The sequence below is a fragment of the Bacillus sp. SJ-10 genome, from assembly GCF_002843505.1.
Lineage (GTDB): Bacteria > Bacillota > Bacilli > Bacillales > Bacillaceae > Bacillus > Bacillus velezensis.
Genome location: NZ_CP025258.1, coordinates 60,001 through 79,220, shown reverse-complemented (window position 1 = coordinate 79,220; position 19,220 = coordinate 60,001). Strand labels below are relative to the sequence as shown.

The 19,220-nt window shown below is 46.6% G+C and carries 19 protein-coding genes, 2 tRNA genes, 1 rRNA gene and 1 riboswitch (1 of these 23 running past the window's edge); of the genes, 13 read left to right on the top strand and 9 right to left on the bottom strand.

Annotated features, from left to right (window positions below; all coding sequences use genetic code 11):
• The first annotated feature begins 119 nt into the window (after positions 1–119).
• Positions 120–806, top strand: a complete 687-nt coding sequence (locus CXL14_RS00395) for a GntR family transcriptional regulator (protein WP_014417052.1) — start codon at positions 120–122, stop codon at positions 804–806.
• A 142-nt stretch (positions 807–948) separates the two neighbouring features.
• Positions 949–2,142, top strand: a complete 1,194-nt coding sequence (locus CXL14_RS00390) for a macrolide family glycosyltransferase (protein WP_014417053.1) — start codon at positions 949–951, stop codon at positions 2,140–2,142.
• Positions 2,143–2,199: 57 nt separating this feature from the next.
• Here CXL14_RS00390 and CXL14_RS00385 read toward each other — a convergent pair whose 3' ends face one another.
• Positions 2,200–2,454, bottom strand: a complete 255-nt coding sequence (locus tag CXL14_RS00385) for a hypothetical protein (RefSeq protein WP_014417054.1) — start codon at positions 2,452–2,454, stop codon at positions 2,200–2,202.
• Positions 2,455–2,685: 231 nt separating this feature from the next.
• On the opposite strand from CXL14_RS00385, the gene CXL14_RS00380 reads away from it, so the two are divergent.
• Both CXL14_RS00380 and CXL14_RS00375 read left to right on the top strand, forming a co-directional pair.
• Positions 2,686–2,955, top strand: coding sequence for a hypothetical protein (locus tag CXL14_RS00380; protein ID WP_007409303.1), 270 nt, complete (start codon positions 2,686–2,688; stop codon positions 2,953–2,955).
• Between the two features lie 137 nt (positions 2,956–3,092).
• Positions 3,093–4,451, top strand: a complete 1,359-nt coding sequence (locus CXL14_RS00375; protein ID WP_014417055.1) for a serine hydrolase domain-containing protein — start codon at positions 3,093–3,095, stop codon at positions 4,449–4,451.
• A 52-nt stretch (positions 4,452–4,503) separates the two neighbouring features.
• On the opposite strand, the gene CXL14_RS20125 is transcribed toward CXL14_RS00375, so the two are convergent.
• The gene (locus CXL14_RS20125) at positions 4,504–4,677 is read right to left on the bottom strand and encodes a hypothetical protein (RefSeq protein WP_007409301.1); all 174 of its coding nucleotides are present in this window, start codon (positions 4,675–4,677) and stop codon (positions 4,504–4,506) included.
• Between the two features lie 196 nt (positions 4,678–4,873).
• On the opposite strand from CXL14_RS20125, the gene CXL14_RS00370 reads away from it, so the two are divergent.
• Complete coding sequence (locus CXL14_RS00370; protein WP_014417056.1) at positions 4,874–5,440, top strand: YdhK family protein; 567 nt, start codon at positions 4,874–4,876, stop codon at positions 5,438–5,440.
• 51 nt (positions 5,441–5,491) lie between these two features.
• Here the strand turns inward: CXL14_RS00370 and CXL14_RS00365 are convergent, their stop codons facing one another.
• Entirely contained in the window at positions 5,492–6,652 is a 1,161-nt protein-coding gene (locus CXL14_RS00365; RefSeq protein WP_007409299.1) for an MFS transporter, read from the bottom strand.
• 54 nt (positions 6,653–6,706) lie between these two features.
• Positions 6,707–6,806: riboswitch (purine riboswitch) on the bottom strand.
• Between the two features lie 178 nt (positions 6,807–6,984).
• Here CXL14_RS00365 and CXL14_RS00360 point away from each other — a divergent pair.
• From CXL14_RS00360 to CXL14_RS00350, 3 genes are all read left to right on the top strand, one after another.
• Positions 6,985–7,701, top strand: coding sequence for a GntR family transcriptional regulator (locus tag CXL14_RS00360; RefSeq protein WP_014417057.1), 717 nt, complete (start codon positions 6,985–6,987; stop codon positions 7,699–7,701).
• A gap of 120 nt (positions 7,702–7,821) precedes the next feature.
• Positions 7,822–8,508 (top strand): FadR/GntR family transcriptional regulator, encoded by a 687-nt coding sequence (locus CXL14_RS00355; protein ID WP_014417058.1) that lies wholly within the window; start codon positions 7,822–7,824, stop codon positions 8,506–8,508.
• Complete coding sequence (locus CXL14_RS00350) at positions 8,498–9,712, top strand: CynX/NimT family MFS transporter (RefSeq protein ID WP_012116961.1); 1,215 nt, start codon at positions 8,498–8,500, stop codon at positions 9,710–9,712. The genes CXL14_RS00355 and CXL14_RS00350 overlap by 11 nt, the downstream gene beginning before the upstream one ends.
• 59 nt (positions 9,713–9,771) lie before the next feature.
• Here CXL14_RS00350 and CXL14_RS00345 read toward each other — a convergent pair whose 3' ends face one another.
• From CXL14_RS00345 to CXL14_RS00320, 6 genes are all read right to left on the bottom strand, one after another.
• Complete coding sequence (locus CXL14_RS00345) at positions 9,772–10,086, bottom strand: DMT family transporter (protein WP_003156024.1); 315 nt, start codon at positions 10,084–10,086, stop codon at positions 9,772–9,774.
• Positions 10,086–10,415, bottom strand: a complete 330-nt coding sequence (locus tag CXL14_RS00340; RefSeq protein ID WP_003156023.1) for a DMT family transporter — start codon at positions 10,413–10,415, stop codon at positions 10,086–10,088. Before CXL14_RS00340 ends, CXL14_RS00345 begins: the two co-directional genes overlap by 1 nt.
• A gap of 72 nt (positions 10,416–10,487) precedes the next feature.
• Positions 10,488–11,069 (bottom strand): TetR/AcrR family transcriptional regulator, encoded by a 582-nt coding sequence (locus CXL14_RS00335; protein WP_007409294.1) that lies wholly within the window; start codon positions 11,067–11,069, stop codon positions 10,488–10,490.
• Positions 11,070–11,185: 116 nt separating this feature from the next.
• Positions 11,186–12,748 carry an APC family permease gene (locus CXL14_RS00330; RefSeq protein WP_007409293.1) on the bottom strand — a complete coding sequence of 521 codons (1,563 nt, stop codon included), beginning with the start codon at positions 12,746–12,748 and terminating at the stop codon, positions 11,186–11,188.
• Between the two features lie 237 nt (positions 12,749–12,985).
• Positions 12,986–13,840 carry a manganese catalase family protein gene (locus CXL14_RS00325; protein ID WP_014417059.1) on the bottom strand — a complete coding sequence of 285 codons (855 nt, stop codon included), beginning with the start codon at positions 13,838–13,840 and terminating at the stop codon, positions 12,986–12,988.
• 111 nt (positions 13,841–13,951) lie between these two features.
• On the bottom strand, positions 13,952–14,416 hold the full coding sequence (locus CXL14_RS00320; RefSeq protein ID WP_014417060.1) for an SRPBCC family protein: 465 nt from the start codon (positions 14,414–14,416) through the stop codon (positions 13,952–13,954).
• A 127-nt stretch (positions 14,417–14,543) separates the two neighbouring features.
• Between CXL14_RS00320 and CXL14_RS00315 the strand changes: the two genes are divergently transcribed.
• The 5 genes from CXL14_RS00315 to CXL14_RS00295 all read left to right on the top strand — a co-directional run.
• On the top strand, positions 14,544–15,545 hold the full coding sequence (locus CXL14_RS00315) for an NADPH:quinone oxidoreductase family protein (RefSeq protein WP_014417061.1): 1,002 nt from the start codon (positions 14,544–14,546) through the stop codon (positions 15,543–15,545).
• A 428-nt stretch (positions 15,546–15,973) separates the two neighbouring features.
• Complete coding sequence (locus CXL14_RS00310) at positions 15,974–17,392, top strand: sugar porter family MFS transporter (protein ID WP_014417062.1); 1,419 nt, start codon at positions 15,974–15,976, stop codon at positions 17,390–17,392.
• Positions 17,393–17,694: 302 nt separating this feature from the next.
• A tRNA-Arg gene (locus CXL14_RS00305) sits at positions 17,695–17,771 on the top strand.
• An 8-nt stretch (positions 17,772–17,779) separates the two neighbouring features.
• Positions 17,780–17,853 (top strand) — tRNA-Gly (locus CXL14_RS00300).
• Between the two features lie 98 nt (positions 17,854–17,951).
• Positions 17,952–19,220, top strand: a 16S ribosomal RNA gene (locus CXL14_RS00295); it runs 281 nt beyond the window's last position.

The window sequence follows — 19,220 nt, the reverse complement described above, 5'->3', positions numbered from 1 at the left end:
TAATTCCATATTACGCCACATCCGATATGCTGACAAGCTCGGGAATGTTGCTTCCATAGATAAACTGTTATATGATCATGGTAACAATAAGGCCTAAATTGTATGAAGAGGTAGGAAAGATGGATAATTTTAAATTAGATAAGCCAATCCCGTATTATCTGCAATTTTATTCCCAATTGAAAAAAATGATATTTGACGGGATTTTTAAACCGGGTGAACGGCTGAATGAGACTCAGCTGGCCAAGGATTTCGGAGTCAGCCGGTCGCCGGTCAGAGAAGCCATGCGGCTCCTTGAAAAGGACGGGCTTTTGACGGCAGACGATCGAAACGGCTTTGTCATTTATTCTTTGTCCGTTAAGGATGTTGAAGAGATTTATAAAATCAGAATGTCACTTGAATCACTGGCGGTCGAACTCGTTATTGATGAAGCGGCTGAGAGTGAAATTGACCTCATTGAAAAACAGCTGCGGGAGACGGAAGAAGCCATCAATAAAGGCGTCAAAGAGACTGAGATTATTTCCTTAAACGAGTCGTTTCATCGGCTCCTTGTGGATTTCAGCCGCAACAGCCGGCTGGCCATGCTGCTTGAGCATGTCAATGTGCTGATTAATTTTTGCAGAGTTCTTAATTTTAAAGGCGATGACCGTGCGGAGGTTATCCTGCATGAGCACCGGAAAGTCTTTGAAGAAATAAAAAAGGGCGATAAAACAAAAGCCGTGCAATATATGACGGAGCATCTCAAGCATGATGAAGAACATCTGAAAGGCGTGCTCAAAGCGGGAGAAACAGACGAATCATCACGATAGACAAGGTGAAAAGCCTTGTCTTTTTTTTTGCCGATGTCATCGAACCGTCATAAAGACCTGACGGATGTTCCTTGCATGATTTTTTCCGCGTCATTTATGATGGATATGGAAGAGACGCAAAAAAGGCAAAGGAGTTTGAAAAATGGCGAAACATATTCTGATGATCAATTTTCCCGCAGAAGGACACGTAAACCCGACTTTGGGTATGACAAAGGCCTTCAGCGAACGGGGCGATCACGTTCATTATATCTCAACGGAAAAATACAAAAGCAGACTGGAAGGAGTAGGGGCGAAAGTTCATCTTCACAGCGATCTGCTCAGAATGACACCTATTGATCCCGGCAGTCCGTCCGGCATACTTGCATTTTTAAAGGTTCATATCAAAACGTCACTGGAGATTTTACATATTGTGCAGCGGCTGTCAGAGGACATTCAATTCGACGCCGTCTATTATGATAAATTCGGTGCGGGAGAGCTGGTGCGGGATTATCTCAACATTCCCGGCATCTCTTCTTCAGCATCCTTCCTATTCAATGAAGACCGTCTGAAAATACTGCCGCTCCATCCGGAATCGGGCGTGCCGTTTCAGCCGGACAGGGAATGTGAAGAGCTGTTGGCCGAGATGAAAGACAAATACGGTGTCGCCCCTGACAGCATGGTTCAATTTATGAACAACACAGGTGAATTGAACGTCGTCTATACAAGCAGGTATTTTCAGCCCGAAAGTGAGACATTCGGAGATGAGTATTTATTTATCGGTCCGAGTTTTCCGAAGAGAAAAGGGCGCGTCGACTTCCCGATTGACTCATTAAAGAATGAAAAAGTCATTTATATCTCAATGGGAACGGTGCTCGGGGACACGGAAGCGTTTTTCAATCTGTGCATAGACGCGTTCTCAGATTTTGAAGGAAAAGTAGTCATTGCCGCCGGGGAAAAAGCCGATCTGTCGAAAATCAAACAGGCGCCGGAAAACTTTATCATCGCCCCGTACGTGCCGCAGCTTGAAGTGCTGGAGCAAGCCGACGTGTTTGTCACGCATGGCGGAATGAACAGTGTAAATGAAGGCATTCATTATCAAGTGCCGCTGGTCGTCATCCCGCACGATAAAGACCAGCCGATGGTTGCGCGCCGCCTGACTGAATTGGATGCAGGCTATACCGTGCAAAAAGATGAAGTGAGCGCTGAAAAGGTAAAGCTTGCCGCGAAAGAAGTGCTGCATAACGGAAAATACAAACAAGGCATTCAAGCCATTAATGAAAGCTTTAAAGACTGTACGGACATGAAGGATGTTCTGGCCCGGATCGACCGGTTTATTGAACAAAAACATGCTCAATAATACATGGAAAAAGCCTGTTTCCTCTGCCAAAGGGAAACAGGCTTTTTATAATGGCTTTTAGATGATGTGATGTTCTTCATTTGCAAGTTTCACAAGAGTCAAAAGAGATTCTGCCTCACGTGCGTCGAGTGTTTTTGCCAGACGGTCTTTTTCAAAGATCTGCTGGCCGAAGACATTCACTGACGCCTGGTCAACCGCCGTGTGCCAGTCCTTTTGTGAATGATTCTCAGAAAAAGAGAAAACGAACACGGCAAAGACCGCTATAAGCATCGCCATGACCCAAAATTTTTGCCGATTTCCTGCTGCTGACATAGGCCGCCTCCTAAACATTTTACTGGTATTAGATCATATATGAGCTGTTTTTAACAGAGTAAAGAAGTCATTATTTCAGGTAGTCCAAATGAAACGGAGCACAGCCGAAAGCCCGCCGGTCAGGCCGATGAGCCAATTCATATTTTGTTCATATTTTATTAAAAGTTTATCCAAGCCTGTCCTTTACAGTAGATATAACCACAAAATGCTGCTGAAAGGAGCCTTTTAAAAATGCATATTCATATGATCAACAAAAACCAGTTTGAGAGTGACTTGGAGGCGGCCGGCTTCAGCCGTCAGGCAGATGATATTATCGGCAAAATGAAAGAGTACGTAACGGAATACGCGGCTTCATCCGAACGGTTCCTGATTGAAATTCAAACCGTCATGAACGAATACAAAGCCGTCGTCTGCGCGATGTTTTCGACCATGGAAATTGCCGGTGCAAATAAAGACGAGAAGCATGTTGAATTTGAAGCCTGCACAGTATTGTGTGAATAAAAGACATTCATCAAACCTCCGCGGCTGCCTGAAGCGGCAGTATACTGACTGGTGTTTCGAGAAGGGAAAATATTGAAACTTCTAAAGCGGCCGTTCGTATAAAAGAGTAAATCAGCTTGTATATGGAGGTTCGTGAAATGAACGATAAGAAAAAACAAGCTTTTGAACAGCTTTTCAGCACTTTAGACGAAAGGCATGAAATAAACGGCGCTGTATTGGCAGCGGAAAACGGCCGCATCTTATACCAGGGGGCATTCGGCGCTGCAGAACTGAATACAAAGAGGATGCTGAATGACCAATCGGTCTTTGAATTGGCCTCAGTATCGAAGCCGTTTACAGCTTTGGGCGTTATCATTTTAGAGCAGCAAGGGAAGCTGCGTTATGACGATATGATAGAGCAGTGGCTTCCTGATTTTCCTTATCCGGGCATTACCATTCGGCATTTACTCCATCATACGTCAGGATTGCCGGACTATATGGAGTTGTTCTTAACACATTGGGACCGGGACAGAATTGCCGTTAATCAAGATGTGATCGATATGCTTAAGCAGCATAAGCCGGATGCTTATTTCCCGCCGGGCAAGGAGTGGCTGTACAGTAATACGGGGTATGTGGTGTTAGCGGTTATTATAGAAATTGTATCAGGCATGAGTTTTGCTGAATTTATGAAACAAGCCGTATTTCATCCGCTTCGTATGCACGATACGCGGATTTATAACAGAAGGCTGAGTAAAGAAAACATCCCGAACTATGCATATGGCTATGTGTATGATGTTCATTCCGGAGAATATGTGCTGCCGGATGATCTTGAGGAAACCGATTATGTCGTCTTTCTTGACGGGATTCAAGGTGACGGAACCGTTAACTCCGCTATTAGAGATTTATATCTGTTTGATCAGGCTCTTTATACGGAAGAAATCATCGGCAAAGAGTCTAAAGATCAAGCGTTTACACCGGGCTATTGGAATGAAGAAGAGCAATTCGGATACGGATTTGGCTGGATGATTCAAAACAGCCGGCAAAAAGGGAAGGTTATCAGTCACGACGGAGGCTGGCCGGGCTATTCAACTCTGATGATCCGGTATATTGACCAGAATAAAACACTGATTTATCTCAGCAATATGGAACAATCGTATCAATTTGAACAAGCTGTAATTGCCGCGGCTGTAAACATCTTATTTGATCAGCCATACGTGATTCCGAAACGTCCGGCAGATCAGAAAAAAGCAGATATCGATCCTGCGATTTACAGCAGATTTACCGGCAATTACTCATTTCAGGATGACACACATGCATCGGCGGCGGTAAAAGAAAACCGATTGTATCTTACAATAGACGGGCAGACACCATTCGAATTATTCCCAATGACGGAAACCCGTTATTTTGTCAGGGCGCTGCCGCTTGAAATTGAATTTGCAGGTGATAAAGCACAAACAGCCCCGCATTTTGTTTTATATCAGGACGGCACAGAAGAAACGGCTGTGCGGATAGACTGAGTGACATGCAAAACAAAACCGCCGTCCTGAGAAGACGGCGGTAATAGAAAAGTCAAACCCCTTTGATGACGCGAAATTTTCTTTTCGGCTCTGACATAAATATAGAAGAAAAAATCATAGCTCCGAGCATTGTGATGTATTCCATATAAAGCGAAACCTCTGCCAAAACCAACCCCGCAATCATTAAAACAGCGCCCAATACCACCGCAAAAACCTTCGTTTTCATGATGAGTTCCCCCTATTATCTGATAATTGAATTATACTGCATCTCCATTAATGTGTACATTTTGTGAACAATTTCACCTGATGAAAGGCAATAAAGAGAGATTTGAAGAATTAGGAGAAATGACAGGCCATCTTTTTGTTTTACCGAAGAAACGAAAGGGAAAGTGAAAAATCAAAAAGGCAAAGGAGTTCTTGAAATGAAAGCGAGACTATTTTTATTCAGCATGTTTCTCCTGATCCCCGTTCTGGCGCTTGCCGGATGCAACAGCCAATCTTCAGGAGGAAGCGAAAAAGCGAAAGACAAAGAAACGCACTCTCACGAAGACATGAATCACTCAGGTTCATCCGAGGTGCCGAAAGGTTTAAAGAAGGCCGAAAATCCGACTTATAAGGTCGGCAGTGACGTCATGATTTTAGCTTCTCATATGAAAGGCATGAAAAATGCGCAAGGAACCGTAAAAGGTGCTTATGATACAACGGTTTACAGTGTATCTTACACTCCGGAAACGGGAGGAAAGCGCGTCGAAGATCATAAATGGGTCATTCAGGAAGAGCTGAAGGGCGCCGGTAATAAAACGTTAAAACCGGGTGACAAGGCCGTGATCGAGGCATCCCATATGAAAGGCATGAAGGGCGCCGAAGCCGTTATTGATTCAGCCAAAAAGACAACCGTTTATATGGTCGACTATACACCGACTGACGGCGGCCAAAAAGTAACCAATCATAAATGGGTGACAGAAGACGAGCTTGCTGCCGCAAAATAAAAAGACCGCCAAAGCCGAAGGAACTCCTTTGGCTTTTTTGCGGTCTCACATTTATGCGGATTTTCTTTTCAAAGCAGGTCTCGTTAAAGAGAATACAGCTAACGCGACAGCGATAATGACAATCAAACCTCCGCACCAGGCTGTTGCTGTGACTGAACCGGTTTGTCCGATCACGCCGCCGCCGATGGCTGACCCGAGCGCGATGCCGATCTGCAAAGCGGACGTGTTGAAGCTTTGCTGAATATCGGAAGACTCAGGCGCAATTTTGATTAAATAACTTTGCTGCGCCGGCGCAAGGCTCCAGCTGAGCAATCCCCAGATCACCATCGCAGGCAGGAAAATGATTAAAGAAACCGTTGTCAGCGGAAGAATAAACAGGATCAGAGCGAAAGAAACGGTCACAAGCATGATGCTTTTAAATGCTCCTAAACGGTCATACAGCCAGCCTCCGAACGGGCCGCCGCATACCGCTGACAGACCGAACAAAAAGTAGCATACACTGACCCAAACGGAACTCAAATGAAGCGTTCTTTCCAAAAAAGGCGCAAAGTAGGCATAGAGTGTGTAATGCCCCGCCAATGTAAACAAGGTGACAAGATGTGCGCTGGCAATTTTGGCGGTCCCGATCGTCTTGATCTGCTCACGAAACGGAATCATTTTTTCAGCAGGTATTTTTTCGAAAAAGACGCTGATAATCAGCATGGAAACGAGAGATAATACGCCGATTCCCAAGAACAGAACGCGCCATCCGAAGGCATTGCTGATGATAATACCGACAGGCACGCCTAAAGCGATTGCGGAGCTGAACCCCATGAAAATGATGCCGATCGCCCGCGCTCTGTATTCAGGTGCCACGATTTTAGGAGCAATCGTTAAAGAAAGGACGACAATCAGTCCTGTGCTCATGGAAGCGAGCACCCGTGACACCATAAGTACGGCGAAATTGGGACTGAAATAAGCGACCAGATTACTTAGGAAGAAAATAAACAGTGCGATTAAATAAAGACGCTTTCGTTCAGCCTTTGCCGTCACTGCCAAAAGCAGAGGGCCGGATACCGCGTAACCGAGCGCAAACACGCTGATCAGCTGCCCCGCGCTGACGATGGATATATCTAAGTCGGAAGCGATTTGCGGAAGAATACCGCCCACAATTAATTCAACCAATCCGACTGCGATGGTAGATGCTGCAAGCAGAAATACTTTGAAATTCATGTACAGATACTCCTTTTTTTATTTTTTAGAAAATAAAAAATCCTGATTACAAAAAGTGTACGGGACAATTTTTGTAATCAGGATTTTACGGTTCCTGGTAGACACCCTCAAACCATATCATTGAGGTTATACAATGTATGCAATATTCGGTTGTGTCCGTTTCTGCAAAAAATTCTACCATAATAGTGAGGGAGATTCCATAGAAAATTCGAGGAAATCCTTTCAAATTTCAATATCGGCGCCTGTAACGTCATTGATGAAGCAGGGAAAAAAATTTATGATAACCGTAAGGAGTCTATACAGATCAAACATTATACAGCCGGAGGAAACCGATGAATAAGTACGAAAAAATCGCCAACGAAATGAGAAAGAGGATTAAAAGCAGTGTATATGACATAGATCAGCCGATCCCGGATGAAAAGACGCTCGCTGCGGAGTTCGGGTGCAGCCGGATGACGATGAAGCGGGCGCTTGATACACTTGCGGCTGAAGGGATGCTTTTCAGAAAAAGAGGGCACGGCACGTTTATCATTCAATCAGCCATGCAGGATGAGCACGTTCACGTAGTCAGCAACGAAATTCTCGGCTTGAGCAATTTGTTAAAAGGCAAAGATATCAAGAGCAAGGTCATCCGGTTTGAAGTGCAGTTTCCGTCTCAAGATGTCGCCGCACATTTGGCCATCGATGAAAAGACTCCCGTCTATTATGTAGTGAGGCTCAGAATCGTTGAAGGCGAACCGTACGTTCTTGAAAAAACGTACATGCCGGCGAGCCTTATACCCGGCATTAATGACGAGGTGCTCAACCATTCCATCTACGATCATATTACGCGGGAACTCCAGCTCAAAATCGCAGGCTCACACAGAAAAATCAGAGCGTGCAAGTCGGATGATATGGATCAGCAATATCTCGGCTGCCGGCCGGATGACCCGATACTTGAAGTCGAGCATGTAGGCTTTTTGGACAACGGCACTCCCTTTGAATATTCATTTTCCCGCCACCGTCATGACAAGTTTGTCGTGACCTCAGTCAATATAAAACGTTCATAAAGCGCCGAAGAGTGAGAGAAAAACTCACTCTTTTTTTGTTGCCGCTGATTTACATCTTCGCTTCTTTTATGTTATATTACCCAATGATAGAATCATCCTACAAATTTCAGAGGTGTTTTGATGGAGATATCCAAAACAAGCAGACTGTCGCTCGTAGAACAAGTGGTGGCGCAAATTGAATCGTTAATTCAATCGGATAAATGGCCGGTCGGGACGCGCATTCCCCCTGAGCTGGATTTAATGAAGCAATTTGATGTGAGCCGAAACACATTGCGTGAGGCCATTCGGGCGCTCGTACATGCCGGCCTGCTTCAGACAAGGCAGGGAAGCGGTACGTATGTCAGCTCATCCAGTGTTCTCGGCGCGGCATTTTACCGCCATATTAAAAAATCAAATTTGCTTGAAACATTAGAAGTCAGATACGCACTCGAAAGAGAAGCTGCACGATTGGCGGCGGAAAGGCGTAATGACGAAGACCTGAAAGCACTGAAGGCATGCTTGGATGAATGTGAAGCGGCCTTGCAAAATGAAGATCGAAAACGGTATGCCGAAGCCGACATTAAGCTGCACAAAACAATTGTACAGGCGGCCCATAACAACATGCTTTCTGATCTATACGAGCATATGACGGAGGCGCTTTGTGCGTCAGTCCATAACCTGTTGGAAATCACCCCTGCTATCCGGATCCACACCCAGCTTGCCGCCGCGATTATCGGACAGAAACCGGATCAGGCCATGGAGGCCGTCAACCAATACATCAGAGTATTTAAAGATACAATACACATGGAGGATGAACATGAAAATTAAAGACGAACATCAAATTCTGCAAGCAAGTCAGCGTAAAAAACTGATATTGCTGGTCATCGGAGTCATATTGATAGGGGCCAACCTCAGAGCGCCTCTGACATCGGTCGGGCCGCTCGTTTCCTCAATTCGGGACAGCCTCGGCATGACCAATGCGGCTGCCGGCACCATTACGACAGTGCCGCTTTTGGCCTTTGCATGTCTGTCGCCGTTTGTTCCTTTATTGTCCCGGCGCTTCGGGACCGAGATTGTCTTACTGTCATCATTAATTGTCCTGACAGCCGGAACTCTGCTGCGCTCCATCGCCGGAATCGGCACTCTCTTTTTCGGAACGATCCTGTTGGGATTGTCGATCGCCGTATGCAACGTCCTGCTGCCGAGTCTCATTAAACATAAGTTTCCCGGAAATTTAGGCATCATGACCGGCGTCTACTCGGTTTCTATGAATCTGTGCGGCGCGATTGCATCCGGCATCAGCGTGCCGATCGCCTCTTCAGCGGGGTTAGGCTGGAAAGGCGCGCTCGGCTGCTGGGCTATCCTTTCTTTCATTGCGTTTGTCATGTGGATTCCGCAAATGCGAGGACGCGAACTGCCCGTCCGCACGACTGGGACAAACGGAGAGAAGAAAAGCAGTCTGCTGCGGTCTCCGCTGGCTTGGAAGGTGACGATGTTCATGGGGCTGCAATCCCTTATTTTTTACACCGTCATCGCTTGGCTGCCGGAAATTCTTCAGCAGAATGGACTCAGCTCAAGTAAGGCGGGATGGATGCTTTCATTAATGCAATTCTCAGTCCTGCCGATTACTTTTATCGTGCCGATCGCTGCCGCTAAAATGAAAAATCAGCGCGCACTCGCCGGACTGACGGCTTTATTTTTCCTTATCGGCATTGCCGGCGTTCTTTTCGGAAGCCCGGCTCTCACTCCGCTATGGGTCATTTTGATCGGAATTGCGGGAGGCTGTGCGTTCAGTCTGGCGATGATGTTCTTCAGCCTGCGGACCCGGCACGTTCATGAAGCCGCGGCGCTTTCCGGCATGGCACAGTCATTCGGATACCTGCTTGCCGCGTTCGGGCCGCTCGTATTCGGTTTGCTGCATGACATCACGCACGGCTGGACGGTTCCGTTATTCATGCTGATCGCAGTCTCCGTTCTGATCTTCATTTTCGGAGTCGGAGCGGGAAAAGCGGAACAGATCAAAACAGCATAAAAAAACAAAGGGCCCGCTTAGGGTCCTTTGTTTTTTATTTAAAAAGCTGTCTCAGGCCGTCACGCTGTCAGTTTTAAGCCGATGACACCGATGAGGATAAGCCCCAGAGACACCAATTGTGACAGGTTGAATTTTTCTTTAAACCAAAGTATGCCCACGGCCGAAACACCGATGCTTCCCATGCCGGTCCAAGCCGCATACGCGACACCTGTGGGAAGAACCTGCATCGCTCCGGAAAGGCAAAAGAATGAAAGCATAAAGCCTGTTACCATGACAATCAGCGGCCACTTTTTTTTAAAACCGTCAATATGTTTCATGGCAACGGCCGCTACAACTTCCTCCGCTCCGGCAATAAATAACAGCAGCCATGCCATTAATGTTCACCCCTTGTTTCAGTTTCTTTCGTAAATACCTTCATTCCTAAAATGCCGGACAACAGCAAAGCCAAAAAGAATATTTGCCCGATTGAAAACGATTCGCCTAAAATGACGCCCGTTACATATGTGCCGACGGTGCCTATTCCGACAAAAACGGTATATGCGGCAGCCATCGGAATTTTTTTATAAGAGCGGATCAGCATCAGAAAGCTGACGGCAATCAGAAGGAAAATACCGATCCAATCAAAGAGCGAATCCGCATGCTTCAGGGCGGACGCCCAAACGACTTCTAACAGTCCGGCTATCAATACAAGCAGCCAATACATGATACAGTCACCTCAGTTATGAATGAATGTCAGTCATTTTTACGGCGATCAAAAATGATCGGTCTCCGCCAATCATTTCTGCAAGCTTCTTTTGAGAAAGCTGAATATTTCTTTTTTATATACTTCGAGATCGACATCCTGTTCACAGCCGATATAAAACCGTTCAGCCGCGTTCTCGACAACGTTGATAATCGTTCTGGCCGTCCATCTGACATGAATGCCGCTGTGGACCTCACCCTGTTCAATGGCCGTATTGATCACGCCTTCCAGCCAGGAATAATAAGGCTGATAAATGGCTTCCCATTTCTCCATTGAATGATCGATGGCAAGACCGGAATAACAGAGAACGATAATATCTTTATGAAGCCGGGTGATGTGAAATGTCTCATCTACCAAAATGTCCAGCAACGTCCAAAAATCTTCAGAACCGTCCGTTTTCCCTTTTATTCTGTCCAGCGTAGTGTCGAGCAGGTTTTCTGCAATCGCGGATATCAGTGCGTTTTTAGAAGAAAAATATAAGTAAAACGTACCTTGGGCCGTGCCGGCTTTTTTGACGATTTCTGAAATGGATGCTTTGTCTAAACCTTTTTCAGAAATGACTTCAATCGCGGCTTGCAGGATCTTTTCGTATTTTCCCGAGCTTTGTTTTGCCAATAGAGAGGTTCCTCCTTTTATGAATGACTGTCATTCATTTTATCGCATGTTCGCTTTTTTGTCATCCTTTAAAATAAAAATACCGGAAAGAAGACCAAACTTCTTTCCGGCATTCGTCATTTATCACTGTCGATCATAGCCTTCGGCAGACCCGTATATTTTGCCCAATAATAAATACCGAGCGAACCGATGGCGATCAGAATCAGGTCAAGCGGATTGCTGATAATGCCCAATCCGTGGCCGAACGAGCCGAGATAGGAGAAAATCAGCATCATGACATAAAAGCCGACGATCCACCATGCTGATTTCAGCTGCTGCCGTATGCTGACATCATCTTTGGGAGCATATTTACTGAAACAGAGATAGATCAGAAACATGACAATTTGAGAACCGAGAAGCCAGGATACGGTGCGCCATCCGGACCAATATACAATATAAGAGGTAAAAATAAACGACAGCGGTCCGATGATGCTCATCCCTTTTAAATAAAACGGTCTGTTAATATTCTTCGCGTTGACTCTCAGCGCCGCAGAAGAAATCGGCGCAATCGCATAAGACAGAATCAATGCGACGGAGCATACGTTGACAAGAGCGTTCCAAGAAGGGAACGGAAGCGTCCAAAAAACAGCCAGACCGAACGAAAGCCAAAGGGAGGCACGCGGTGTCCCGGTTTCTTTATTGACTTTAGAAAAAATGCTGAATAATGTTCCGTTTCTGGCCCAGGCATAGACGAGACGTGAAGTCGTATTCATAAAGATATTTCCGTTACCGCCCGGTGATAAAATCGCATCTAAAATGACCAATGTCGCCAGCCACCCCAAACCGAGCAAAACGGCGATATCTTTGAACGGAAGGGAGAATTCAGTCCCGATAGCCGGCCATCCGTGCTTCAGGGTATCCGCCGGGATCGCCCCGATAAAAGTGAGCTGCAGCACGGTGTAAATAATAGTAGACACGATAATACAGACAATCAATGCGATCGGAATGTTCCGCTTCGGATTCTGCACTTCACTCGCGACAGCCACAATCGGATGCAGCCCAAGGTATGCAAACATGACGCCGCCTGTGGAAATCGCGGCCTGAATTCCGGTGAAGCCGAAAGGCGCGAATCCGTGAACGGTCATATTGCCCGGGTGAAAATGAAAAATCAGTACCACAATTACCGTAATCGGTACGACATATTTAAAAATCGAAATAATGAAGTTTGCTTTCGCAAAGGTTTTGACACTCCAGTAATTGAGGAGGAAGAACAGGCAGAGCAGCGCAAATTGCAATATCCACCCGGCAATTGTCGGAGAATCGGAGCCTTTTACGGTCAAACCGGGAAACCAATACGCCACGTATTGGCGGACTGCCGTGACTTCTATAGAAATAAGACTCGTGTATGCCACAATGGTGACAAAGGAAATTAAATATCCGACCAGGTGCCCGTGTGAATATACGGGATACCGGATAATTCCCCCGGTCCGCGGCAGCGCGGCGCCCAGTTCCGCATAAACCAAGCCGATCAATAAGATGATTCCCCCGCCGATCAGCCAGGAAAAAACGCCTGATGGGCCCGCTTTAGAGGCGACGTTACTGACGGCAAACAGCCATGCCGAACCGAATATGGCTCCCATGCCGATTAAAATAAGATCAAAAAGTGACATAGTTTTCTGGAAGTTTCCTTGCTTAGACATTCGCTGCCTCCTTAGAAAAGACATTGTTCTCTTTACATAATTCCCATTATCATTCAAACATACCCAGCCGGCCGGCTGGAAAATTAGGACAACTTTCGAAACGAAGTATGTACAGCAATGTGCTCACATTATAATAACGGCCGTATGGCAAGATCTCCCGGCTTATATTCCCCGTTTTAAACACATTCAAACCTCATATTCAGAAAAACAAAAAACGCCCGAAACAGGCGTTTTTTGTTACAAGTTCATATCTTTCAGTCCGGGGCTGTGCTCATTCGGAAGCTCGGGAAGTTCCGGCACGGGGAAACCTTTAGGAGGCTCGGACACACTTAATTCGCCGCCGTTTCGGCTCGGCGTCGTTCCCTGCAGAATTTCTCCGATCCGTGTCGGATCCAGTCTGAAATTAAATTGGGTATTATGATAACCCATCTCAACGAATTTCCGGCATTCCGGGTATTTTTCAATATCATAATTCGGAACGGGAAATAATTTGCCCCATTCGACACCCAGTGTTTCCAACGCTTTTGTAAATGCATTTTGATGGGCGTTGTCACGGACGATCAGAAAACCGAGTGTTTCTCTGAACGTCTGATTTGAACTCATTTCATAAATGCGCGTCTTTTGCAGCACGCCGGTTGATTCCAGCACGACATTGTCCAATAAATCGGAAATCAGATTCCCGTGGTTGTATACCCAAGACCCGTTCCATGGATTGCCGCCGGCGTCTACAGGAAGAGAACTTTGCGCCCCGATGATAAAATGGTGCGGATTGGCGTGTTTAACCGCTTCGTCAAGCGGCGCCTGATCTGCTGCCTGGTTTCCGGCGCCCTCAGCGCCGCTTTCATCTAGCAGCGCATTAATCGTACTCTGGACGAGTTCAACGTGTGCGATCTCTTCTAAAAATACACCGCGAAGCAGGTCACGGAACTGTTTTTCTTTTCCTCTGAAATTAGAGCTTTGGAAAAAGTATTGCATCATCGTCCGCATTTCTCCGTAGTGCCCGCCTAAAATTTCCTGAAGCACCTTGGCCGCGGCCGGGTCCGGCTTGTCCGGTTTAATGATATTGATCAGCTCTTCTTTGTAATAATACATAAACAGCGCCCCCTGAAAGAAGTTTTCGGTTCTTCTGTTAGTGTCTTTGCAAAGTCAGTTTTTATGTATCGGCATCAAAAAAAGGACGGAAAGCGTGTCCGTCCTTTTGTGTTAAGCCTCAACCGCCCCGCGAAGTTTCGTGTTGACAAGCCCGTTCCATCCTTGATCCATCGTACTGTGAATCTCGGAGCTTTTCCGATTGACTTTATTGATGACGGCTTCCGGCTCTTTCCATCCGCCGTGAATGAGAGTGAATTCCGTATCTCCGCTTTCCGTTTCCTTTAAGACAAAAGAAACGATCCAGCCTTCCGTATCCCACGAAAAAGAAAGGCGGTACGGCGCTTCAATATCCAGCAGCTTGCACGGAGAGGGACCGAACGGAGATTCCAGCTGAAACTCACTGTCTTCTTGAGGTGTGAAATCATTCGGCATAAACCAGAGAGACAGGCCGTCCGCAGTGGAGACCGTATCCCAGACAACTTGTATCGGCGCCTTGAAAACGGCGGTATGAATAATGTCCGGTAATGGCTGATTGCCGCTGTTGTTGTTGTTATCTTTGTTTTGTTTATCAGACATGATGCGTAACCACTCTTTCGCTGTTTTTACTTTTGATCATACTACACGGGGCAGGACATTTGAAATCAAATCAAACTTATTCTATGCTTTTCCAAAGCCATTCAATTCATTTTAAGGAGACGTAGTGATGACAGATCAATTTAAAGCGTTAGTAGTCGATCAACGTGAAGACCGGTTTTCAGTCAGCGTACGGGAGCTGGCGGTTCAGGACCTTCCCGAGGGTGAAGTGCTGATTAAGGTTTGCTACTCAGGGGTGAATTATAAAGACAGCTTGGCTGCCATTCCTGACGGCAAGATTGTAACGTCGTATCCTTTCGTGCCGGGAATTGATTTAGCGGGAATCGTCGTTTCCTCAGATGACGCCCGTTTCAAAGAGGGGGACAAAGTCATTGCGACAAGCTACGGCATAGGTGTTTCCCGCTTTGGCGGTTATAGCGGGATGGCCCGCATTCCGGCAGATTGGATCGTGCCGCTGCCTGAAGGTCTGACACTTAAAGAAGCCATGACGATCGGAACCGCCGGCTTCACTGCCGCATTGTCCGTCCAGCGTCTTGAAGAAAACCATGCCGCTCCTGAAAAAGGGAAGGTGCTGGTGACGGGAGCGACAGGCGGCGTCGGAAGCTTTGCCGTCTCCATTCTTTCAACCTTAGGTTACGAGGTCGAGGCCAGTACGGGAAAAGAGGAAGAAAGCGGCTATTTGAAGAGCCTCGGAGCGAAGACGGTCATTCACCGTGATGAAGTGTATAACGGCACGTTAAAACCGATGCAAAAACAAAAATGGGCAGCGGCCGTCGATCCGGTCGGAGGTGAGCCGCTTGCTTCAGTTCTCAGCCAGATTCAGTACGGCGGATCAGTTGCTGTGAGCGGACTGACAGCGGGAACGAAACTCCCTGCTACAGTCTTCCCGTTTATATTGCGCGGCGTCAGTCTCTTGGGAATCGATTCCGTATTCTGTCCGATGGAGACAAGAAAGAAAACATGGCAGCGTTTAGCTGATGAGTTCAAGCCTGCAGATCTGGAGGCCTTTATTCAAAAGGAAATTACACTTGAAGAGCTGCCGGATACGCTTCCTGCCCTTTTAAAAGGAGAAGCGAGAGGGAGAACGATCGTTACGATAAACGAAGAATAAAACAAAAACCCCCAACTGCTGATTGGGGGTTTTCAATATATAATCAATTATTTATTGAAAAGAGATTAACTATTGAGTATATCGTGAAAATGAGTTGATTAAAAATATAAATTGATTACATATAGGTAATATAAAGGTAAGTTATAAAATTTTCTGAAATATTTATTGACTGAAAGCGCTTTTAAAATTATGATGATAACATAAGTACCAATAATATCATTATAACTTCACTACAAAGTAACTATAAAATAACAATTTGACGAGAGGGGAGAGCGAATAATCACTATAAATGATAACGCTTTCAGATCATTTTCTTCTTATATAACTGTTTTGGACGGTCAGAACTTGTATGCAGACGTTATAGGTGTAAATATTGATAACTGAATATTCCGATATTATCTCTGTGTAAAAACTAGGAGGATTTGAAGATGAATAAAAATAGCAGCCAGCATTCATTTTTAAGAACCATCATTTTGGTATCGACGTTCGGGGGTCTACTTTTCGGCTACGATACAGGTGTAATTAATGGGGCGCTGCCGTTTATGGCGGAAGCTGACCAGCTTAATCTTACGGCTTTGACTGAAGGGATGGTGGCGAGCTCCCTGCTCTTGGGGGCTGCGATCGGAGCAGTTTTCGGAGGGAGATTGTCGGACTATAACGGCAGACGTAAAAATATCCTTATCCTTGCCGTTTTGTTCTTTGCAGCGACGCTTGGATGTACACTGGCGCCTAACGTATCGGTTATGATCATCTCCCGTTTTCTGCTGGGGCTTGCCGTTGGGGGAGCATCCGTAACCGTTCCGGCGTATTTGGCTGAAATGTCGCCGGCGGAAAGCCGAGGGAGAATGGTTACCCAAAATGAATTGATGATTGTAACGGGCCAGCTGCTTGCCTTCACGTGTAATGCTATCATCGGCAATGTGCTTGGTGATACCTCTCACGCCTGGCGTTATATGCTCGTTATCGCGGCCCTTCCGGCGGTATTCTTGTTTTTCGGTATGCTGAAAGTTCCTGAAAGTCCGCGCTGGCTTGTTTCTAAAGGAAGAAAAGAAGATGCTCTGCACGTTCTCCGGCGAATAAGGAATGAAGAGAAAGCGAAGTCTGAGCTCGCTGAGATTGAATCTGCCTTTCATAAGGAAGCTGAGATGGAGCAGGCCGCCTTTAAGGATCTTGCCGTTCCGTGGGTGCGCCGCATTGTGTTTATCGGGATCGGAATTGCGGTAGTGCAGCAGCTCACCGGCGTGAATTCAATTATGTATTATGGAACTCAAATTTTAAAAGATGCCGGTTTCGAGACAAAAGCCGCATTAATCGGCAATATCGCCAACGGTGTGATTTCGGTGCTCGCGACTTTTGTGGGAATATGGCTTCTCGGCAAAGTCGGCCGCCGCCCGATGCTGATGACGGGGCTGATCGGAACGACTGCGGTGCTGCTTTTGATCGGAGTTCTGTCTGTCGTGCTGAAAGGATCGCCTGCTCTTCCTTATGTGGTTCTTTCATTAACAGTCACTTTCCTTGCGTTTCAGCAGGGGGCTGTCTCTCCGGTGACCTGGCTGATGCTGTCGGAGATATTCCCGCTTCGATTGCGGGGGCTTGGTATGGGGGTCACTGTCTTCTGCCTCTGGATCGTGAACTTCCTTGTGGGTTTAACTTTTCCGGTCCTGCTCGCCAACATCGGATTGTCTGTAACTTTCTTCATTTTTGTTCTATTAGGGATAGCGTCCGTTATATTTGTGAAAAGGTTCCTTCCGGAAACGAAAGGTCTGTCGCTCGAACAGCTTGAACAAAACTTCCGTGCTTATGAAAAAACAGATCGTAATAGCGCAGAAGCTGAGGTGAGCGGGTAATCTGAATAGACGCGGGGTTCCTAGGAATCCTGCTATTTTATTTATTATATAGAAGGGAATAATAAGTGAGAAAAAAGTTTCGTAAAAGTGTTGACCTCATTTAAAGTGCATGGTATATTATTAAACGTCGCTGATGAACAAAGCGATAACGACAAATGAGAAAATGATCTTTTGAAAAAAAGGCTTTGCAAATTCTCAAAATCGTGTATAATAAATGAAGTCGAGAAAAAGACTTCGAAAGAAATGAAAAAACACTTGACATCATAACTGATTGGTAGTATGATAGTTAAGTCGCCTGATAAGCGCCCGTAGCTCAATTGGATAGAGCGTTTGACTACGGATCAAAAGGTTAGGGGTTCGACTCCTCTCGGGCGCGCCAATACAAACGCGGGTGTAGTTTAGTGGTAAAACCTCAGCCTTCCAAGCTGATGTCGTGAGTTCGATTCTCATCACCCGCTCCATTATAATGATCTTTGAAAACTAAACAAGACAAAACGTACCTGTTAATTCAAAGTTTTAAATAAATCGCACAGCGATGTGCGTAGTCAGTCAAACTACTTTATCGGAGAGTTTGATCCTGGCTCAGGACGAACGCTGGCGGCGTGCCTAATACATGCAAGTCGAGCGGACAGATGGGAGCTTGCTCCCTGATGTTAGCGGCGGACGGGTGAGTAACACGTGGGTAACCTGCCTGTAAGACTGGGATAACTCCGGGAAACCGGGGCTAATACCGGATGGTTGTTTGAACCGCATGGTTCAGACATAAAAGGTGGCTTCGGCTACCACTTACAGATGGACCCGCGGCGCATTAGCTAGTTGGTGAGGTAACGGCTCACCAAGGCAACGATGCGTAGCCGACCTGAGAGGGTGATCGGCCACACTGGGACTGAGACACGGCCCAGACTCCTACGGGAGGCAGCAGTAGGGAATCTTCCGCAATGGACGAAAGTCTGACGGAGCAACGCCGCGTGAGTGATGAAGGTTTTCGGATCGTAAAGCTCTGTTGTTAGGGAAGAACAAGTGCCGTTCAAATAGGGCGGCACCTTGACGGTACCTAACCAGAAAGCCACGGCTAACTACGTGCCAGCAGCCGCGGTAATACGTAGGTGGCAAGCGTTGTCCGGAATTATTGGGCGTAAAGGGCTCGCAGGCGGTTTCTTAAGTCTGATGTGAAAGCCCCCGGCTCAACCGGGGAGGGTCATTGGAAACTGGGGAACTTGAGTGCAGAAGAGGAGAGTGGAATTCCACGTGTAGCGGTGAAATGCGTAGAGATGTGGAGGAACACCAGTGGCGAAGGCGACTCTCTGGTCTGTAACTGACGCTGAGGAGCGAAAGCGTGGGGAGCGAACAGGATTAGATACCCTGGTAGTCCACGCCGTAAACGATGAGTGCTAAGTGTTAGGGGGTTTCCGCCCCTTAGTGCTGCAGCTAACGCATTAAGCACTCCGCCTGGGGAGTACGGTCGCAAGACTGAAACTCAAAGGAATTGACGGGGGCCCGCACAAGCGGTGGAGCATGTGGTTTAATTCGAAGCAACGCGAAGAACCTTACCAGGTCTTGACATCCTCTGACAATCCTAGAGATAGGACGTCCCCTTCGGGGGCAGAGTGACAGGTGGTGCATGGTTGTCGTCAGCTCGTGTCGTGAGATGTTGGGTTAAGTCCCGCAACGAGCGCAACCCTTGATCTTAGTTGCCAGCATTCAGTTGGGCACTCTAAGGTGACTGCCGGTGACAAACCGGAGGAAGGTGGGGATGACGTCAAATCATCATGCCCCTTATGACCTGGGCTACACACGTGCTACAATGGACAGAACAAAGGGCAGCAAA